The organism is Lactobacillus kefiranofaciens, assembly GCF_900103655.1.
GTDB lineage: Bacteria > Bacillota > Bacilli > Lactobacillales > Lactobacillaceae > Lactobacillus > Lactobacillus kefiranofaciens.
Genome location: NZ_FMXC01000033.1, coordinates 1 through 16,642 on the forward strand (window position 1 = coordinate 1; position 16,642 = coordinate 16,642).

Annotated in this window: 12 protein-coding genes and 4 pseudogenes; 11 read left to right on the forward strand and 5 right to left on the reverse strand. The window is 32.1% G+C overall.

Annotated features, from left to right (window positions below):
* Together BLP58_RS09455 and BLP58_RS09465 are read right to left on the reverse strand one after the other, a co-directional pair.
* A partial coding sequence (locus BLP58_RS09455; RefSeq protein WP_176752302.1) for a helix-turn-helix domain-containing protein occupies positions 1-467 on the reverse strand: 467 nt, incomplete at its 3' end.
* A 118-nt stretch (positions 468-585) separates the two neighbouring features.
* Positions 586-1,677 (reverse strand): annotated as a pseudogene (locus BLP58_RS09465) (BMP family lipoprotein).
* Between the two features lie 158 nt (positions 1,678-1,835).
* On the opposite strand from BLP58_RS09465, the pseudogene BLP58_RS09470 reads away from it, so the two are divergent.
* Positions 1,836-2,338 (forward strand): annotated as a pseudogene (locus tag BLP58_RS09470) (nucleoside 2-deoxyribosyltransferase).
* 48 nt (positions 2,339-2,386) lie between these two features.
* On the opposite strand, the pseudogene BLP58_RS09475 reads toward BLP58_RS09470, so the two are convergent.
* Positions 2,387-3,723: pseudogene (locus BLP58_RS09475) on the reverse strand (ClC family H(+)/Cl(-) exchange transporter).
* Positions 3,724-4,011: 288 nt separating this feature from the next.
* Here BLP58_RS09475 and BLP58_RS09480 point away from each other — a divergent pair.
* The 5 genes and pseudogenes from BLP58_RS09480 (at position 4,012) to BLP58_RS09495 (ending at position 6,068) form a co-directional block, all read left to right on the forward strand.
* A complete protein-coding gene (locus BLP58_RS09480; protein ID WP_226908584.1) occupies positions 4,012-4,503 on the forward strand; it encodes a hypothetical protein in 492 nt (163 codons plus the stop codon).
* 41 nt (positions 4,504-4,544) lie between these two features.
* Complete coding sequence (locus tag BLP58_RS12450; protein WP_226908585.1) at positions 4,545-5,027, forward strand: hypothetical protein; 483 nt, start codon at positions 4,545-4,547, stop codon at positions 5,025-5,027.
* 153 nt (positions 5,028-5,180) lie between these two features.
* A complete protein-coding gene (locus BLP58_RS09485; protein ID WP_025084325.1) occupies positions 5,181-5,426 on the forward strand; it encodes an AbrB/MazE/SpoVT family DNA-binding domain-containing protein in 246 nt (81 codons plus the stop codon).
* 28 nt (positions 5,427-5,454) lie between these two features.
* Positions 5,455-5,640, forward strand: a pseudogene (locus tag BLP58_RS09490) (IS256 family transposase); the annotation flags it as partial.
* A gap of 50 nt (positions 5,641-5,690) precedes the next feature.
* Positions 5,691-6,068, forward strand: coding sequence for a hypothetical protein (locus tag BLP58_RS09495; protein WP_013853815.1), 378 nt, complete (start codon positions 5,691-5,693; stop codon positions 6,066-6,068).
* Positions 6,069-6,669: 601 nt separating this feature from the next.
* Here the strand turns inward: BLP58_RS09495 and BLP58_RS09500 are convergent.
* Both BLP58_RS09500 and BLP58_RS09505 read right to left on the reverse strand, forming a co-directional pair.
* Positions 6,670-6,936, reverse strand: a complete 267-nt coding sequence (locus BLP58_RS09500; RefSeq protein ID WP_025084343.1) for a hypothetical protein — start codon at positions 6,934-6,936, stop codon at positions 6,670-6,672.
* A gap of 1 nt (position 6,937) precedes the next feature.
* Positions 6,938-7,417 (reverse strand): hypothetical protein, encoded by a 480-nt coding sequence (locus BLP58_RS09505; protein WP_013853818.1) that lies wholly within the window; start codon positions 7,415-7,417, stop codon positions 6,938-6,940.
* 290 nt (positions 7,418-7,707) lie between these two features.
* Here BLP58_RS09505 and BLP58_RS12165 point away from each other — a divergent pair, with 290 nt between their 5' ends.
* The 5 genes from BLP58_RS12165 to BLP58_RS09530 all read left to right on the forward strand — a co-directional run bounded on the left by BLP58_RS12165 (position 7,708) and on the right by BLP58_RS09530 (position 15,877).
* Entirely contained in the window at positions 7,708-7,812 is a 105-nt protein-coding gene (locus BLP58_RS12165) for a type I toxin-antitoxin system Fst family toxin (RefSeq protein WP_143445839.1), read from the forward strand.
* Positions 7,813-8,206: 394 nt separating this feature from the next.
* The gene (gene abc-f / locus BLP58_RS09510) at positions 8,207-9,721 is read left to right on the forward strand and encodes a ribosomal protection-like ABC-F family protein (protein WP_013853819.1); all 1,515 of its coding nucleotides are present in this window, start codon (positions 8,207-8,209) and stop codon (positions 9,719-9,721) included.
* 971 nt (positions 9,722-10,692) lie between these two features.
* Entirely contained in the window at positions 10,693-12,981 is a 2,289-nt protein-coding gene (locus BLP58_RS11810) for a ThiF family adenylyltransferase (protein ID WP_013853821.1), read from the forward strand.
* Positions 12,982-12,996: 15 nt separating this feature from the next.
* Positions 12,997-14,574, forward strand: a complete 1,578-nt coding sequence (locus BLP58_RS09525; RefSeq protein ID WP_013853822.1) for an ATP-binding cassette domain-containing protein — start codon at positions 12,997-12,999, stop codon at positions 14,572-14,574.
* A 253-nt stretch (positions 14,575-14,827) separates the two neighbouring features.
* A complete protein-coding gene (locus BLP58_RS09530) occupies positions 14,828-15,877 on the forward strand; it encodes an IS30 family transposase (RefSeq protein ID WP_013853823.1) in 1,050 nt (349 codons plus the stop codon).
* Positions 15,878-16,642: the final 765 nt, after the last annotated feature.

A 16,642-nucleotide genomic window follows, 5' to 3' on the forward strand; every position in this document is an offset into this window, starting at 1 on the left:
AATTTGGGAATCTTCAAGTACCTTTTACCTGTAATTCTTATGGTTGATTTGCCCGTATAAGACTTTTTCAGATACTTGCGTGAATGAAAACGAGGCTTGCCTACTTGGCCAGTTTTATCTTGAAAGAAGTTCTTCCAAGACTGAGTTAGAAATTCATTAACTACCTGCAAGCTTGAAGAATCGCTGTTTTTCAAAAAAGGATATTCTTTTTTAAGCGGCTTAAGCAGATAATTCAGCTTGAACTTGCCTAAAAAAGGCAAAGCTTTATTATTCTGATAGCGCTCATTCATCATGGCCAGCATTTGATTCCAAACAAAACGATCATTGCCAAACATCTGCTCAAGCTGGTTTTGTTGTGTTCTATTAGGATAGAGTCTTAATTTGATCCCTTTTAGCACATTTGTTCCCTCCTTTCTTTTTAAGATTATATCAAACATATGTTTAAGAAAGAAGGGGGGAACAAGCAAAAAACAAAAGAAAAAAGGCCGGATTCATCACGGGATTAAAATCCCGTGTTTTCTCCGGCAATTAATCAATAAAAAACTCTCCATCAAGATGAAGAGTTTTTGACTGTTGAATTAGAAATTATTTACTTGGTTTAGTAGCAACGTTAATTTTGCCGTCGATGATTTGCGTACGTGCTTTTTGAACTGCTTGCCAAGCTTTATCGCTAAGTCGTCCCTTGGTGATTGAAACACCGTTGTCCTTCAAACCGTAAACAAGGTGCTTGCCACCTGGAAACTTGTTGTTATATGCGTCGTTAGCAATACTCTGAGTAGCAACGTTTAAGCCTTTTAAGACAGAAGTCAAAGTAAAGTTGGCTTTTTTGCCATTCTTAGCAGTGTAATTACCAAGATTTGATTGATTTACGTCTACACCTATTACCCAAACCTTCTTGTCAGCTGGCAAAGTTTGGTTGTAGTCCTTAGCTTCTTGGAACACACCGTTACCAGCATTACCAGCAGCTTGGTAAATAATATCAGCTTTATTTGCGTACATTGATTGAGCAATTGACTTAGCTTTATCAGTTGAGGTGAAGTTGCCGATGTATTGGCTTTGTACGGTGATCTTCTTATTAAGTGCTTTAGCACCATCAGCTACACCTTGCTTGAAGCCGGCTTCAAATAAATCGATAATAGCTGATTTGGCCCCACCAATGAAACCGACTTTATTAGTTTTAGTTGTGTAAGCTGCAGCTAAACCGCCTAGATAAGAAGCTTCATTACTCTTGAAGGTTACGGATGCAGCGTTCTTTTGGCCTTTAACAACACTGTCGATGATAATGAAGTTTTTCTTAGGATTCTTTTTGGCAGCTTGACTTACAGCTTGTTGTAATTGGAAGCCAACTCCAAAAATGGTTTGATATCCTGCCTTAGAAGCTTGGTCAAAGTTTGGAACGAAGTCGGATGGACTACTTGATCGGAAGTATTGGTAGCCACCAGCCACCTTTGCCTTGCTTTAAATCATGCTCCTTACCATAAGCTTTAAATCCATCCCAAGCAGCTTGATTAAAGGAGTGGTCATCAACTCCGTTTTGATCGGTGATTAAAGCAATGCCATGTTTGCTATCTTTGTTAGTAGAAGCTCCTTGCTTTTTTCCCGAGCAGGCGGTTAAAGCTAAGCCTGCAACTGCTACAACGGCACCAAATGATAATATTTTTTGAACTTAAGGTTCATTTTTACCTCCAGAAATATTAATTAAAAATCATTTTATTAATGTACAGGTTATGTCAATATAAAATAATAAAAAATAATTTTAACTGTAAATTTCCTTTTATATTCCGAACGATATATGATATGCTTCTTAAAAAATTAATATTTGAGAGGAAAAGAAAATGCAAAAAACTGTTGCAACAGGGAAGATATATTTAGGCGGTTCATTTAATCGTGAACTTGATCATGAGCGGGTAGATAGGCTAAAAAATTATTAGCGCAGAATCCTACGATCGCGAGAGTTCATTTTCCTTTTGATTATGAATTTATAGATCCTGAAGAAGTAGATCCTAAAATTGGTGAAGAAAGAAGTATGACCTGGCGTGTAGGTACTTTTCAGAATGATTTGAATGGTATCAATAGTGCAACTTGTGGAGTATTTCTGTATGACATGGATATTTTGGATGATGGCTGTGCATTTGAGATCGGCTTCATTCGTGCTAATCATAAGCCAGTAGTGCTTGTTCCATTCACTGAACATCCAGAAAAGGCTAAAAAGATGAATTTGATGATTGCTCAAGGAGTAACTGCAATCATTGATGGTAATACTGAATTAGATAAGTTAGCTAGTTATGACTTTAATTGCACAGCTTATATTCCCGTGTCTGGTTATGGAATTTATTAAAAAGAAAAATGGCATCCCAATTTGGGATGCCATTTTTAACTTAAATCTTTAATTGTTAGTATTGCTATCAGATAATTTGTGATAATCCATTTGCAAACGTAAGGCCTCGTAGACTGGCTGACCACCAAGAAGGTCTAATACGTAGTAGGCAATAAAGACGGTGATTACCATTGGTAAAACTTGCTGAACCGTGCCGACCATTTCAGTGATTAACATTACAGCGGTGAATGGTGCCTTTTCAATTGCACCAAAATATGCGGCCATTGAGATAACCAAAATATGTGGGTAATAGGTTGGAGTAATAATATTAGTCTTGATCATTAGATTTGCACAAAAGATTCCAAGAATAGCTCCTAAAACCAGGATCGGCATGAAGATACCACCAGGAACAGATGAGCCGTATGACAGCATGGAGAAGACAAATCTTATGACGAATAATAAAACTGGAATTAAAACAAAACTCCATGAAGTAGCCGCATGTATTCCCAGATTATTTTTGAAAAGATCATCGATTAAAACGTGAGAACCACCAAGTAAATGTGCATTCCATAAACCAACAGGAATAATCAAAACAAATGGAATGATGCTGTGATAAATTGCTGGTATTTTCTTAATCTTGTTAAACCAAGGCTTGAGGCTAAGCAGAGCATATTGATATATATATGCACGTAAGCCTAATCCTACGCCGATAATAGGTAAGGTCCAATAAATATTGACCGGTAAATAACCATTAACAGGTAAATATAGACATGGCTGATTGCCAAAAAATAGAATAGTGACAAAGTCAGCTGAAAAAGTAGCCGCTAAAACTGCGATGACTTTCTTAGGCTTAAAGTCAAAAGAAATTTCCTCGACTAAGAATAATGCACCTGCAATTGGAGCACTAAAGGCTGCCGCAAGACCTGCAACGACCCCGCATTCTTGCAATTCTTCTCCATCTGACTTAAATGTAGTTTCTGCTAATCCTTGGCCAACCATAGATCCTATTTCAATACATGGACCTTCACGTCCTAGCATTAGTCCAGGACAAATAGCTAACAAACCTCCTATAGGACGGACCACCAAGGCATTTTGTTTTCATTTAGGAAAATTGCTTCAATTTGTGGTACCCCTGATCCTACTAGTTGATCAAGATAAGGGACAATAATTTTACCTAAAATAATGGTAATTACAATCATTAATATAATGTAAGGAATTATCCACACAGGGTTGGCCCTCATTTGCGGATAAATAAAATAAAGTATTTGCATAGTATGATCGATTATCCAGCGAAATATACTAACTATTAATCCGGTAATTAATCCTACAGCGATTGCCCGAACTAGGCGACTAGTAATTGTACTGGAAAAAGGACGATGTAATATTTGATTAGCTTTTTTTATCATTCTTAAACATCTTCATATCTTTTAAATTTGCAACAACTATTACACTTTTATCCTAGCAAAATGAAAGTAAAAAAGCATTATATTTTGATGTATGAAGATAGTTAATTTTAGAAAATATTTTAGTAGCAGATCCAACTATAGATGTTCATGAAAATGTCAGTTTGAATAAACTGAATTCTGATGTGCTAACTCAACTTGACATTAATAAAAAATTTATCTAATGAAAAAAGGACCAACTTTGAAAGTTGTAGTGAGCCGTAAAAGTTAGACACTTTTACGGCTTTTACTATGTCTAAATTAAATAAAGAACAAAGATTAGAAGTTTATAATGATTGGAAATTAAGGAATCAATCAGTATCTCAAATTGCTCGTAGTCAAAAATTGAATAAACAAAGTTTAAATTATATGATCAAATTAATTGATCGATATGGTATTGAAATCTATGATCAGCCAAACACTAGATTTACTAAAGATTTTAAAGAAGAGGCAATCGTTAAAGCTCTAACAAGAACTAAATCACTCGATGATTTATCACTTGATCTAGGTTTAAGAAGCAATGGTATTTTGTGCAATTGGATTCGCGAATACAAGAAAAATGGGTATAATGTCGTTATCAAGAAGAAAGGACGACATCCTGCTCATGAACAAGAAACCCAGCCCATCACGCAAGGATTTGAAGAAGCGGATCCAGCAACTAGAAGAAGAAAACTTAAAATTGCGTATTGTGAATGCTTACGTAAAAAACTAAGCGCCTTGGATCAGAAATATCACAAGAAATAGCCCAGGCAATCACTGAACTAAGGCAAGAATTCGGCGTAAGCTTGGATTATATTTTTGATACTCTAGCTCAAAACTCAAATTATTATGAAGGACAGATATTTAATAAAGGTAAAACAGTAACCTTGAATTCAGGGAAGAAAGTAAAATTAAGAGAAAATAGAGAAGCGCATCTTTCTGGAAATAGAATAATTCTATTTCCTAGCTTAAATAATCAAAAAAGTTTAAAGATAGTTTCTTATGTTCCAAATGATGAGATTTCTTTATTACGAAAGAATCAAAATACTAAATTTCAAATGAAAAATAGACATGGAGAAACCATAATTGTTGATGGAAAAGTAAAAAGTGTAGCGATTTATCCCAAAGAAGTTGCGGGAAAAGAAGGTTACCTATTAGTTTCAAATATTTCGCCTACTAAAAGGCAAAAAGTATACTTAAGATATGGAATGGAAAGTCAAGTATCTGTAGTTATAAGTCGGCAAACCTATTTTAACTTTTTAAAAGATGAGATATTTGATAAGCAATAGTTTTTATAATTAATACGAAATATTTTATATAAAAACGCAATTACACATAGTTGTATTAATAAGAAAATATCTAAATTGTAATACGATTTTTTACAAAGCAAATGCTATAATATATACAAAAAGGCAAAGGTGTATGTACAAAGGAGATGCGTTATGGCTGCTAATAATACAAAACATATTTTCAAAAATGGCAATTCTTACGCAATTCGTATTAGTAAGGAAGATCGTAAACAATTGGGTATTGATGAATCTGCTGATTTAATAAAAACCATCAGTCCTGATAACAAAACTATATCCTTTACTGTAGTTACTCCTAATGAAAATCAAGAAGTTGATGATTTTGCAAAAAAATTTATGGCAGAGCATAAAAAAGCTTTTGAAGTTCTAAAGGATATGTAATGACTAACTATTTAACGCGTAATGAATTGATCAGATTGAATCTTTTAACAACGTCATTAAGCGCAAGGCTAAGCCTAAAGCAGAGTTTCCGACTGAACAGTCGCTTGATACTTTTATTGGCATCCAAGCAATGAGTTACAATGACCGCTACTTCAACCGAATTCACAAAGGCTTTGGTCAGGTTCAGGACACCTTAGAATCTTACTTTGATTAAATAAAGAATAAAAAATCAATCTATGAGAAAGATCTATTTACACAAAAGATTTGACAGTTTCAGCTACTAGCTTAAGAGATAAAATAGTAGCAACTAAACAATTAAAGGAAATGTTTAAAGATAATGGTGGGATCACTAAACTGCGGGAATATGATAGAGAAATATGTAATTTCAATCAAAATATCTTGATTTTGCAACAGAAATTAGAAACTAATTCTAGAGCTTTCCCAGATAGACAGCAAAAAAAGCTTCAGAAGAAATTAGAAAAAGAATATTTAAAGCAAGTAGCTAAAAGAGATGATTTAGTAAGAGCTAGAGGCCAGCTTGCAATATTAATTGATGATTTCAAGAAGAATCAAGGTAAAATACCATCTCCTAAGATTCAACAACATTTAAGAGATTATTTGAATAATCGAAAGAGATTTTAGAACCACCTTCAAGCTTACTTTCTCAAAGGCTAAAAAGCGCAAAAAAATAGGCTTGTGAAAAACAAACCGTACACATTTAGAGAATGCCGTTATTTCAGCATTCTTTTTTATTTTTCAAAAAAGCTTCACAAGCAGACCAATTCTCTTTTAGTTACCTATCTATCAAATTTCCAATCACCTGTATTGGTTCAATGTGATATTGGGATCTTGTTTTCTGAAACAAAATTAATTCTTAACTTACCAGTATAAATATTATATTTAGATGCCATCTTTAAGGCCCAGTTTTGTGCTTAATCGCATACATTAACTTTGATTTATTCTTAATCAACAAATTTTCAAGGAACTTAACAGTGATAATTATCTTGAAAGCGATCAATTTAAAGAAGGGTTTGAAGTCTTTAAATCAAAGAAAGGACACCAAACAATGTGATGCTGAAATTAAGGCATCAACACAGTGTTAACTTGAAACAAAAAAGACCTCATTTTCCAAATTTAGAAAAGTGGGGTCTTTTAGTTTATGTAATGCATATTATCGACAGTAGTAATCGTCACAAGGCCTTACAGCGTTAAGCAAAATAAGTTTATATTCTTTAAAACGATACTATATAAAATGTTGTTCATGTTTTTCAAAATCACAATCATAATCTATAACTGTAATTGCATACTTCTCTTTATCTATAAAATCCTTTTCAGTACTTTCATAAATAATATTAAAATAGGCTCCCATTCCTCCCAAAAAATTTAATATCTCTACTAACTTATCCAAATTAGAACAATATATAGTAATACCATTCACACATTTTTCAAAATTTATGTCTTTAAAAAAGGCCAATAACTCTACTAATTTAACCCTTTTTTCTTTCCTCATATTAGAATCCCATAGAATTATTAATTACATCAGCACGAGCTAAACTGTAAGCATGACCAGTCAGAGAAACTCTACCATGTTTACCATACGTAGAGTACGTTCTATATGAAGACCAGTCAGTTTTGGCAAAATGGCTAAAATTCAAATACCAAGTTTTCTTTTTTCCATTAGTAAAATGTGCTGTTAATTTCCCTTGAAATCTATAAATTGGAAAATAATTCCAATCTGTTACTCCAATATGGATATAAAATCTACCACCTGATGCATACAATCTAATGTAACCAGCATCTCCAAACTTGATTGTCGGGAAGCTTCCAAAAGGCGAAAATGAATTTTGAGAGACAGGCTTATTACTTTGAAGAGGAATAGTAATTACATTATTACCAGTAATATCTCCTGTAGACTGATTGTTGTTAACCGGTAACACAACTGCAGAATCACCTGAACCACTTTGAGTATCAGCTAATACAGTACTACTCATAGTCCACGAAGATACCAATAATACTAACAGACTACTGAATACTAAAACTAATTGTTTGCTTCTTATTATTAAATTCTCCTTAATTTTTAAATAATTATTTATTTATTATAGAAGAATAGTTATATTCGTCAAGTACTTTTTTCTATCTCCAGAATTGCCACCAATGTTTCTTCTTAATTTCTTGGTAATTAAGAATTTTTATTTACCGTAAATTGCAATAATAAATTGAACGCTTAAGCTGCTTGATAGATTTGATCTAATTCTCTCTCAAAGATTTCATCTGGCGTGTGATATGCCAGGATCTTTCTAGGCAAAGAGTTGCACCCATTATTGTGGGGATAGTGCTTGCACTATTCGACCACTGGTTGGATAATCGAGACAACGATAAAAAGTAGCGTAGTCGCACCATTCAACCCTCACGCTCAGTAGTTGCCATGAGTGAAAAAAGAAGCCTTACCAGTTGCGTTGGTAAGGCTTTTTGAGCATCTTGTTTTGACACTGTAATTTCTTCGTTGCTACACTGATTATAACATAGAGACTATGATTTTGAAATTTTTCGTATTTTCACTTGTGCTAGGATGGCTAAAACACTTTAACTAGCACCATACGTGTTCAATAGATTAAGACAAAGTTAATATTTGACAGTCTACCTCAAAGGAATTGATACTAAAAAGCTAAAATTATTTATAATAGTATTGTGATGATAATATTTATTTTAGATTGTTTTTGAATTTGTATTGGCTGGAGCCATATGCAAGCATAATACGTTATTTTTTGAGAGGTGATTTGATGAGTAATATTAAAATTGTAAATCTTTCTTTTAGATACAATGATAGCAGTGAAAATATTTTTAATAATTTAAATTTGAATTTAGACAGTTTTTGGAAACTAGGACTAGTTGGAAGAAATGGACGTGGCAAGACTACGTTTTTAAATTTACTTCGTGGAAAGCTCTATGGATCAGGAAAAATTCAAACTAAAATACCATTTTCGTATTATCCAATTACTATTAATGAACCTAAAAATATCACTTTTTATGAGTTACAAAAACAAAAAAATTTTGATCAATGGAAATTAGAGCGAGAACTAAATTTGATGAATGTTGGTATTGATTTATTGTGGCAGCCATTTAATACTCTGAGTGGCGGAGAACGGACTAAAGTTTTATTGGCTCTATCATTTACTGATAGAGATTCATTTGCCTTGATCGATGAACCAACTAACCATTTAGATGAAATTAGTCGTAAGGAAGTTGCGAATTATTTAGTTAAACAGACTAAAGGATATATTGTTGTTAGCCATGATCGTGATTTCTTAAATCAAGTAACTGATCACATTTTAGCAATCGAAAATACCGAAATTCATTTATATCAGGGAGATTTTTATACTTATGAAGATACAAAACAAAAGAGAGATGAATTTAATCAGCTAAAAAATAAAAAATTACAGGGAGAAATTAAAAATTTAAATAGGAAGTATGTTCGTTTTAATAATTGGTCGGATAGCATCGAAGCTCAAAAATATTCTGGTATGAAAACAAAGCATATTATTAATCGACGTACTCAATTGAATAAAGGTGCTATAGGTCACGATGCTGCGAAGATGATGAAAAAAGCTATTAATACACGACGCCGTTTGGATCGAAAAATTGATTCTAAAAGAGGACTAATGGCGAATATTGAAGATGTGCCTGAGTTGACCATAAACTTTAAACCTAATTACCATCAGACGCTGCTAGAAACACAACATTTTAGTTTAACTGTTGGTAATAAATGCTTATTCGATAATCTAAATTTAATTATAAGGAATCACGGTGTAATTTCATTAGAAGGCAAAAATGGTTCCGGCAAGTCTAAGTTTTTAAAGCTATTATTAGGTCAAGCAGTTGATAGCAGCTATCAAGGCAAATATAAATTAACCAACGGTTTATCAATCTCATATTTGCCTCAAAATTTTAATCAATATACTGGAACGCTGAAAGAATTTGCTAAAAAACAAAAAATTCCCTATGAAAGATTGTTAAATCTTTTAAAGAAAATGGGATTTCCCCGTTCCGCCTTTAATACTCCAATTGAAAAAATGAGCATGGGGCAACAGAAAAGGGTTGCAATAACAAAGTCATTAGTAGAACCTGCTGATTTATATTTGTGGGACGAGCCTGCAAATTATTTAGACATTTTTAATCAAGATCAAATAATAAAATTACTACAAAAAATCAAACCAGCAATGTTATTAATTGAGCACGATCAGCACTTTATTAAACAGGTTGCTAATCAAAGAATTAAGTTAAATCAAAAAATATGAGACGACAGCGATTTTTGAGTTTTGGTTAAGTAATATTAGAATTGCTTAATAACTCCTAGTTATTAAAAATTTAATAGAGTAGGGGAAGATCGATTCTGTTCTCCCTCATTTCACCGTACATACGGTTCCGTATCCGATATTATGTTTGTAATTATTTGCGAGATAAATAGTATTTTTTATATCGCAAATTTTGAAGTAGTTGAATTTGCCTCTGACCACTTAGTTTACCTTGGTAAATATTAATGATAGTAGTGGTTGAACAACTGCTTTTCTTCTATGGATCAGATCTTTGATCTTGTCATAAAGTTTGACTTTCTCCTAGTTTTGCTTGTCAATGTTCGTCCTTTTTCCAAAAGCCAAAGCCTTGAAAATTTTTCTTAGTTGGCCGCACAACTTTAGTTTTCGTTGCGTTAACCTTTATAAGAGAAGTTTTCTTTCTAGTCACTTCCTTTATCTATAGTGTCCTATTGGCTTGTGGTTCACTACATTTGGCAATAACTATCTGTAGCCCCAGCTTTCATTGGACTATGCCCAACAAACATGAAAAGGGAGTCAAATTCTATTTAGTACTTAGTTCCCTCCAAAAATAAGACTAGTAATCTAATATTGGGCAAAAAACATTAGATTATTGGTCTTTTATAAACTTAATTGTAACTAAAATCGTCAAAATTATAGACATTAAAAATAATTTTGAAAATCGATTGACAAAATTTAATATTGTTAATATACTTTTAATAAAGTTAATTAAAAGGAGGTAACTTATAATGAAAAAAGAGGAAAAAATGATGTTAAGGCGGGAGCTAAAGTTAAGTTGGTCAATAAGGTTAAGTTTGGTGAACATAATAGACCAAATACTTGTTACTGCTTGAGTGGTTGCTAATGAAGTAGCTTACTTTGATAGTTAGATTGATAGATTTATTAATAAATTTATAAATCTTTTTTTATATGAATATGCATTATGGAGAATTTAAATGAAATTAAGATCGAACTTAGGCTTTTTAGGGAATACTAACGATAAAATTATATCAGTACAATTGCCTGGTACAAACGGAAAAACTTTAAAAATTAAACCTGAAGAATATGGAGAGTTTATTTCTTTTTTACGATATTTAAATAAAACAAACAAATCAAAAAAAAGACTTTCTGCTACTCAGGAAGAATATTTACAATTTTTAGAATCACATAATTTGGTTTACAAAAAAGTTGACTTAAAACAGGAAAATAATCCGCGTTTGTTGAACTTTGTTAATAATTTTATGGATACTACGGATAGATATTTATTTTCAGACAAGGTAAAAAATAAAGTAGCGGTAATTATTGGATTAGGAACTCGGGGTACCTCTATGCTGTATTATTTAATACAAATGGGGGTAACTAATTTTGTTTTGATTGACGGAGATAAAGTTGAACATAAGAATTTATCTCATCAGCATTATTACACCGAAAAAGACATTGGTAAATATAAGGTTGAGGCTTTAAAAAATCGATTATTGGATAATCATAGTTTAAATATTAAAACAGAATCAAATTATCTTTCTGATAAAAAGCAATTGGATAATTTGGTGGCTAATAAAGATAAGAAAAATACATATGTTTTTTGTGCATTTGACAATTTAGGCAGTCAATTGTTGCAAATAGTACGTGAAATAAACGACATCTATCCGACTTATATTGCTGGTTATAATAGAAAGCTAGTTTTTGCCACAATTGTATCGAATTCTTTTTTAGAAGACTATGAAGAAGAGGTAAAGGATTATGACGTTATAAAAGACAATTCGGGAATGGGCTTTTTAGGGGATTTAACAGCTCTATTAATGTTACGACTTTGGCTACAAAAAATGCTTCCCAAATTAGATTATGGCTGGGACTACTTAGAATATTCTTTATTTGATAATGAATCATCAATATTTAGTCATTATTTAACTAATAAAAAATTAAATATTAATGATAAGACATTCTTCTTTAAGTTTGTATTGGATTCTCACTTAAATAATCTTTATTCACAATATCTATTGAGTGGTAATGAGGATAACATAGAAGAAATTAAAGCTATTAGTGAAAATTTTAATTTAGACATTGAAGAGATAAATACGACCGTAGATGAGTTCAGATCTAAGAGAGATTCTTTACATATAGCTTATTCTGGAAAGGATATGAATATAAAACATTTTTACAATGAAATAATGCCAAATATAATTATGTCTTCAAAACTAGCTCAAAACTTGGATAATTGTTTAAAAAAAGTAGAGTCAGAAACTGTATCTTTAGTTAATAAGAAAAAGAAAAAAGTGCGCGATAAATATGTTAAGCAGCTTAGCAATTTAAAAAGACAATTGCCATGTTTAGCTTCATTAGTACGAGAAATAAATAATACTTTTTTTCCAGATGAAGAGATAGATTTTCTCAAATATAAACCGCAGATCTCAACTCCAAAACTTATATCTCTTAGTGATCAAATAAAAAAAGTATCTCTAGTTGATAACTTAATTCCTAATTATTCTCTTACACAACATATTGAATTTATGAATGAGCATAATTTTTTAAAAGTATCTAAACAATATAAAACATCATTTACTTCGTTTGATGAAAGATATAATGTATCAACTTCATTCATAAAGCAAGATAATAATTTATGGGGGTTACTTACATTAGGGCATGAAATAGGGCATAATTATTTCAATTCATTTATTGAAAATGCTACTGCTAAGGTTAATATGTCCACATTAACGGCAGAGACTTTTGCATTTATAAATGAGACGTTAGTTATGCATCAATTAATGAATGATCCACAAAATAATGATTATTCTTTTGACCTTTTGTTTTATTTATATAGACTTATATCTGTACCATTTTCTATGGATTTATACCAAAAGAAAGTTTTTGCTGAAAATGAAACCGAACTTTCGTGGAATGAAATTATCAATAAGAGATTAGAGACTATCACTACGCTTTTTCCAAATAAAAAGATTTTAAATTTGAAATATAGCCATCATAATATTTCCATGAATGATGATTTTTTATTCAATGAAGCTGAGCTGTTTCTGTATCCTCGAGCATATCTTTTGGGACTTTTTATTTCCTCGTCTTTTATTAATGATTCTAATTTATATATTACGTTTATTGAATATATAAATAATGCAGTAAAGTTAGATATCAGTTTGATATTAGAAAAGGTTTTCAACGTATCTGAAGATGAAGCAATAGAAAATGGTGTGATGTTATTCCGAAAGTTTTTGCAAGGTCTAAATCATAATGTTTAATATTTGGAGGTTTCTATGGCACTACAATATGTAGAAATTCGGTATCGCTTTCTTTTTCTTGTTATTTCCTTTTTCAAATCTTTGCAAGTAGTATTTATTGCGATAATTAGTCAGCAGATGATAAATTGGATTTCAAGACCGCAACTTAATCAATTATTAGGTTTAGTTATGATTGCCTTTTTAGGATTAATAATATTTTGGATAATAGGTGTTGGGTATCAAAAAATATATTTTACAGTTGTACAGAAAATAAACTATAATATCAAAGCAATTACAGGCAAATACCTAATCTTTAATGCTCGCCCATACGTAAAAGTGAATACATCTTTTTTTACTAACGATTTAAAGTCAATTGAAACAAATAGGGTGGAAGCAGAGCTACAAATTTTAACAAACGGAATTCAATTTGGAACTGCAGTAATTTCGGCAATAGTAGGGTCATTATCTTTAACTATAATCTTTATGGTAGCATCTTTTTTACCAGGAATTTTGCAAAGATTAATGGGAAAGAATATTGAAAACAAGTCGAAAGGTTGGGAGAAGAGTAACAGTAGATATACTGAGATTGTTAAGGAAACGGAAATGTTTGCGTCTTCTGCCAGATTATATAATACAGAAAGTAATCTCTGGGAACGTTTCAAAGTATCAGCCAATAAAATGGAAGTAGCTCTAATGAAATTAAATTTTTGGCAGGGCTTTACTAATGAAACCATTAGTATAATAGCATATAGTGCAATTACTATTGCTCCTATTGCTTTTGGTGTTTACCTTGTAAGTCAAAAAAATATTACCTTGGGTACATTAATCATGATTAGTCAGTTGTCTAATAATTTCGTTAACCCAGTAATTACTATTTCTGCTTATTTTAATGATCTGAAAGTTGCTAAGCCCATGTGGGAAAAGTTTAAAAAAATATCAAACGATAGTAACTATTATTCTAAAAGCCAATCTAATTTACATGACATAAAAAGTATTGAATTAAAAAATGTGACAGTTGCATACGATGATAAAGTTATTTTTAAGGATGTGTCCTTTAACATCAAAAAGGGTGATAAAGTTTTAATTGTTGCACCTTCTGGGTGGGGAAAATCTACACTTTTAAACACATTGTTAGGGAATATGTATATTAAAAGTGGAAAATATTTAATTAATGGAAATGATGTAGTTTCAAATCTTAGTGGAGTTCATAATTATTTTAGTTATATTAATCAAGAACCTAAACTATTAAATGATACCATACTTTACAATATTACTTTAGGATATCCAGATTATGGAAATACATTAAATAGTGTTATAAAGAAAGCTGGGTTAGAAGAGCTGGTAAGAGAAAAGGGATTGAGCTTTAAAGTAGGAATTTCAGGCAGCAATTTATCTGGTGGGCAAAAACAAAGAATAGAAATTGCTCGAGCATTGTTCTTTAAGCGATCAGTAATACTGGCAGATGAAGCAACTGCTTCGTTAGATCCTAAACTTTCTAAGATAATACATGATACTCTTTTAAAGGAATATCATGGAACTCTTATTGAGGTCGCACACCATCTTACCTCTGAAGAAAAATCTATGTTTAACAAAGTAATTGATTTCAATAATTAATAAGTTGTGTGACTTACTATTCTAGGTGCTGAAATGTATAATAAATTTTTTTAATTTAAATGTTAAAACGGAGCTGTATACACAAGAAGTAACTTTACTGAAGTCAAAATAAATATTTAGTGTGATTTTTTATTATTGTGTTTAATTTGGTCGATTGTAAAATTAAGTTGAACACTTTGTAAAAAATAAAAGTCCATCTGAACCTGTTTGATAGAATGTTAATAACCACAAAAACATCTATTGGAGGTCACAAATGGACTCTTTACATTCTACCATGAATCAGCACGTTAAAGGCAAGCACTTGTCATTTGAAGAACGGGTTATTATCCAAACTCGCTTAAAAGATGGCTGCTCTATTAGAGCAATTGCTCGCGAACTGGGCTGCTCTCCTTCTACGATCAGCTATGAAGTCAGACGGGGCACTGTTTCTCTCTATCACGGCAAGCAGAAGCGCTACAAGGCTGATCAGGGCCAAAGCGTTTATCAAATAAATCGGCGCCACTGTGGCCGCAAATCAGCTTTCTTGAAGAAGGCTGGCTTTATCAATTATGTCATTAAGCATTTCTTTGAAGACGGCTGGTCGCTTGACGTTTGTGCCAACCGTAGTTTAGCTACCGGGGAATTCTCGCATTATCAAACAGTCTGCACCAGAACTCTGTACAACTACGTTGATCAAGGACTGATGACCATCAAAAACTATGACTTGCCCGAAAAGCTCAAGCGCAATACCAAGCTTCATCATGTTCGCCAAAACAGGAAGAAGCTGGGACGAAGCATCGAAGAGCGGCCTAAAGAGATTGAGCAGCGCAGCGAATTTGGTCATTGGGAATGCGATCTTGTCTTGGGTCATAAGACCAAGGACGATCAGGTTCTGTTAACTCTTTCCGAGCGCATGAGCCGCGAATTCCTGATTATTCGTATACCTGACAAGACCTCTGCCAGCGTCATGCAGGCTTTTCAAATGCTTCAAAAACAGTACAGCGAGCATTGGAACGATATCTTTAAGACAATTACTACTGATAATGGTTCAGAGTTTGCGGATCTAGCTAATCTGGAACAAGTCTCTAAAACGCTTATTTATTATGCTCATCCTTATACTTCTTGTGATAAAGGAACTGTTGAAAGACATAATGGCCTGATCCGCAGATTCATTCCTAAAGGAGACTGCATCAATAACTATTCTCTCCAACAAATCATTGATATTGAAGCCTGGTGCAACTCTTTGCCCAGAAAGATCCTGGCATATCACACGCCAGATGAAATCTTTGAGAGAGAATTAGATCAAATCTATCAAGCAGCTTAAGCGTTCAATTTATTATTGCAATTTACGTTGTGTTTAATTTATAAGAAGATAAAAAATAATTAATTAATTTTTCGAATAAAATAGTGGAGGATTTCCCCCTCCGCTATTTTGATATTGACGTAATATAATATTACGCGCAGTGATAGTTCAATCGAGTTAGAACCTTTTTGTCATACCTTAAAATTCATGAAAAGAACGTCCATTCAAATTAGCTGGAAGTCCAAAAGTCTAGCATCAATCTTTAAATTAATGGTACTTGTAAATTATCTTTGTTGATTTTGCTATCAAGGAAAGAGATTATTCCAAATTTAATAAACGTTATCAATTATCACGTGAGTATGACGTAGTTACAAATGATTATACGGTAAGCTTGGATGTGCAGCTAATTTTAAGTGTAGGATTTAAAGATGTAAAGTATAAATATTTAGGTTATAACAAAAGGTTACTACATGTATTTATTTACGCATGTGAATAAGATATCTTAACTTTTAGATAGAGCCGTTTTTTCGAGGCAAGTAGCGAATGCTACTTGCCCTTTTTATACGGAAAAACTGGGCGAAGATTGAACCTAGTATTTATAAGAAGTATTGGGATAATTAAGTGTATGAAATGTAAAAGAATGCTTTCCTTAAAACAATTCTTTTATGTATTACAGGAAATGTTACTAATTTGAGACTGTAAAATAGTTTGTGTAAGGATGAATGATTCCTTAAATTAATTTCTTAAAATATTAGAAAAAGGAGTTCCTTTCTCGTATGATTGGTT

Excerpts from the sequence above, each read along its gene's own strand:
- BLP58_RS09480 (WP_226908584.1), top strand. The coding sequence starts at position 4,012 with ATGTCTAAATTAAATAAAGAACAAAGATTAGAAGTTTATAATGATTGG.
- BLP58_RS09485 (WP_025084325.1), top strand. The coding sequence starts at position 5,181 with ATGGCTGCTAATAATACAAAACATATTTTCAAAAATGGCAATTCTTAC.
- BLP58_RS09500 (WP_025084343.1), bottom strand. The coding sequence starts at position 6,936 with ATGAGGAAAGAAAAAAGGGTTAAATTAGTAGAGTTATTGGCCTTTTTT.
- BLP58_RS09505 (WP_013853818.1), bottom strand. The coding sequence starts at position 7,417 with ATGAGTAGTACTGTATTAGCTGATACTCAAAGTGGTTCAGGTGATTCT.
- abc-f (WP_013853819.1), top strand. The coding sequence starts at position 8,207 with ATGAGTAATATTAAAATTGTAAATCTTTCTTTTAGATACAATGATAGC.
- BLP58_RS11810 (WP_013853821.1), top strand. The coding sequence starts at position 10,693 with ATGAAATTAAGATCGAACTTAGGCTTTTTAGGGAATACTAACGATAAA.
- BLP58_RS09525 (WP_013853822.1), top strand. The coding sequence starts at position 12,997 with ATGGCACTACAATATGTAGAAATTCGGTATCGCTTTCTTTTTCTTGTT.
- BLP58_RS09530 (WP_013853823.1), top strand. The coding sequence starts at position 14,828 with ATGGACTCTTTACATTCTACCATGAATCAGCACGTTAAAGGCAAGCAC.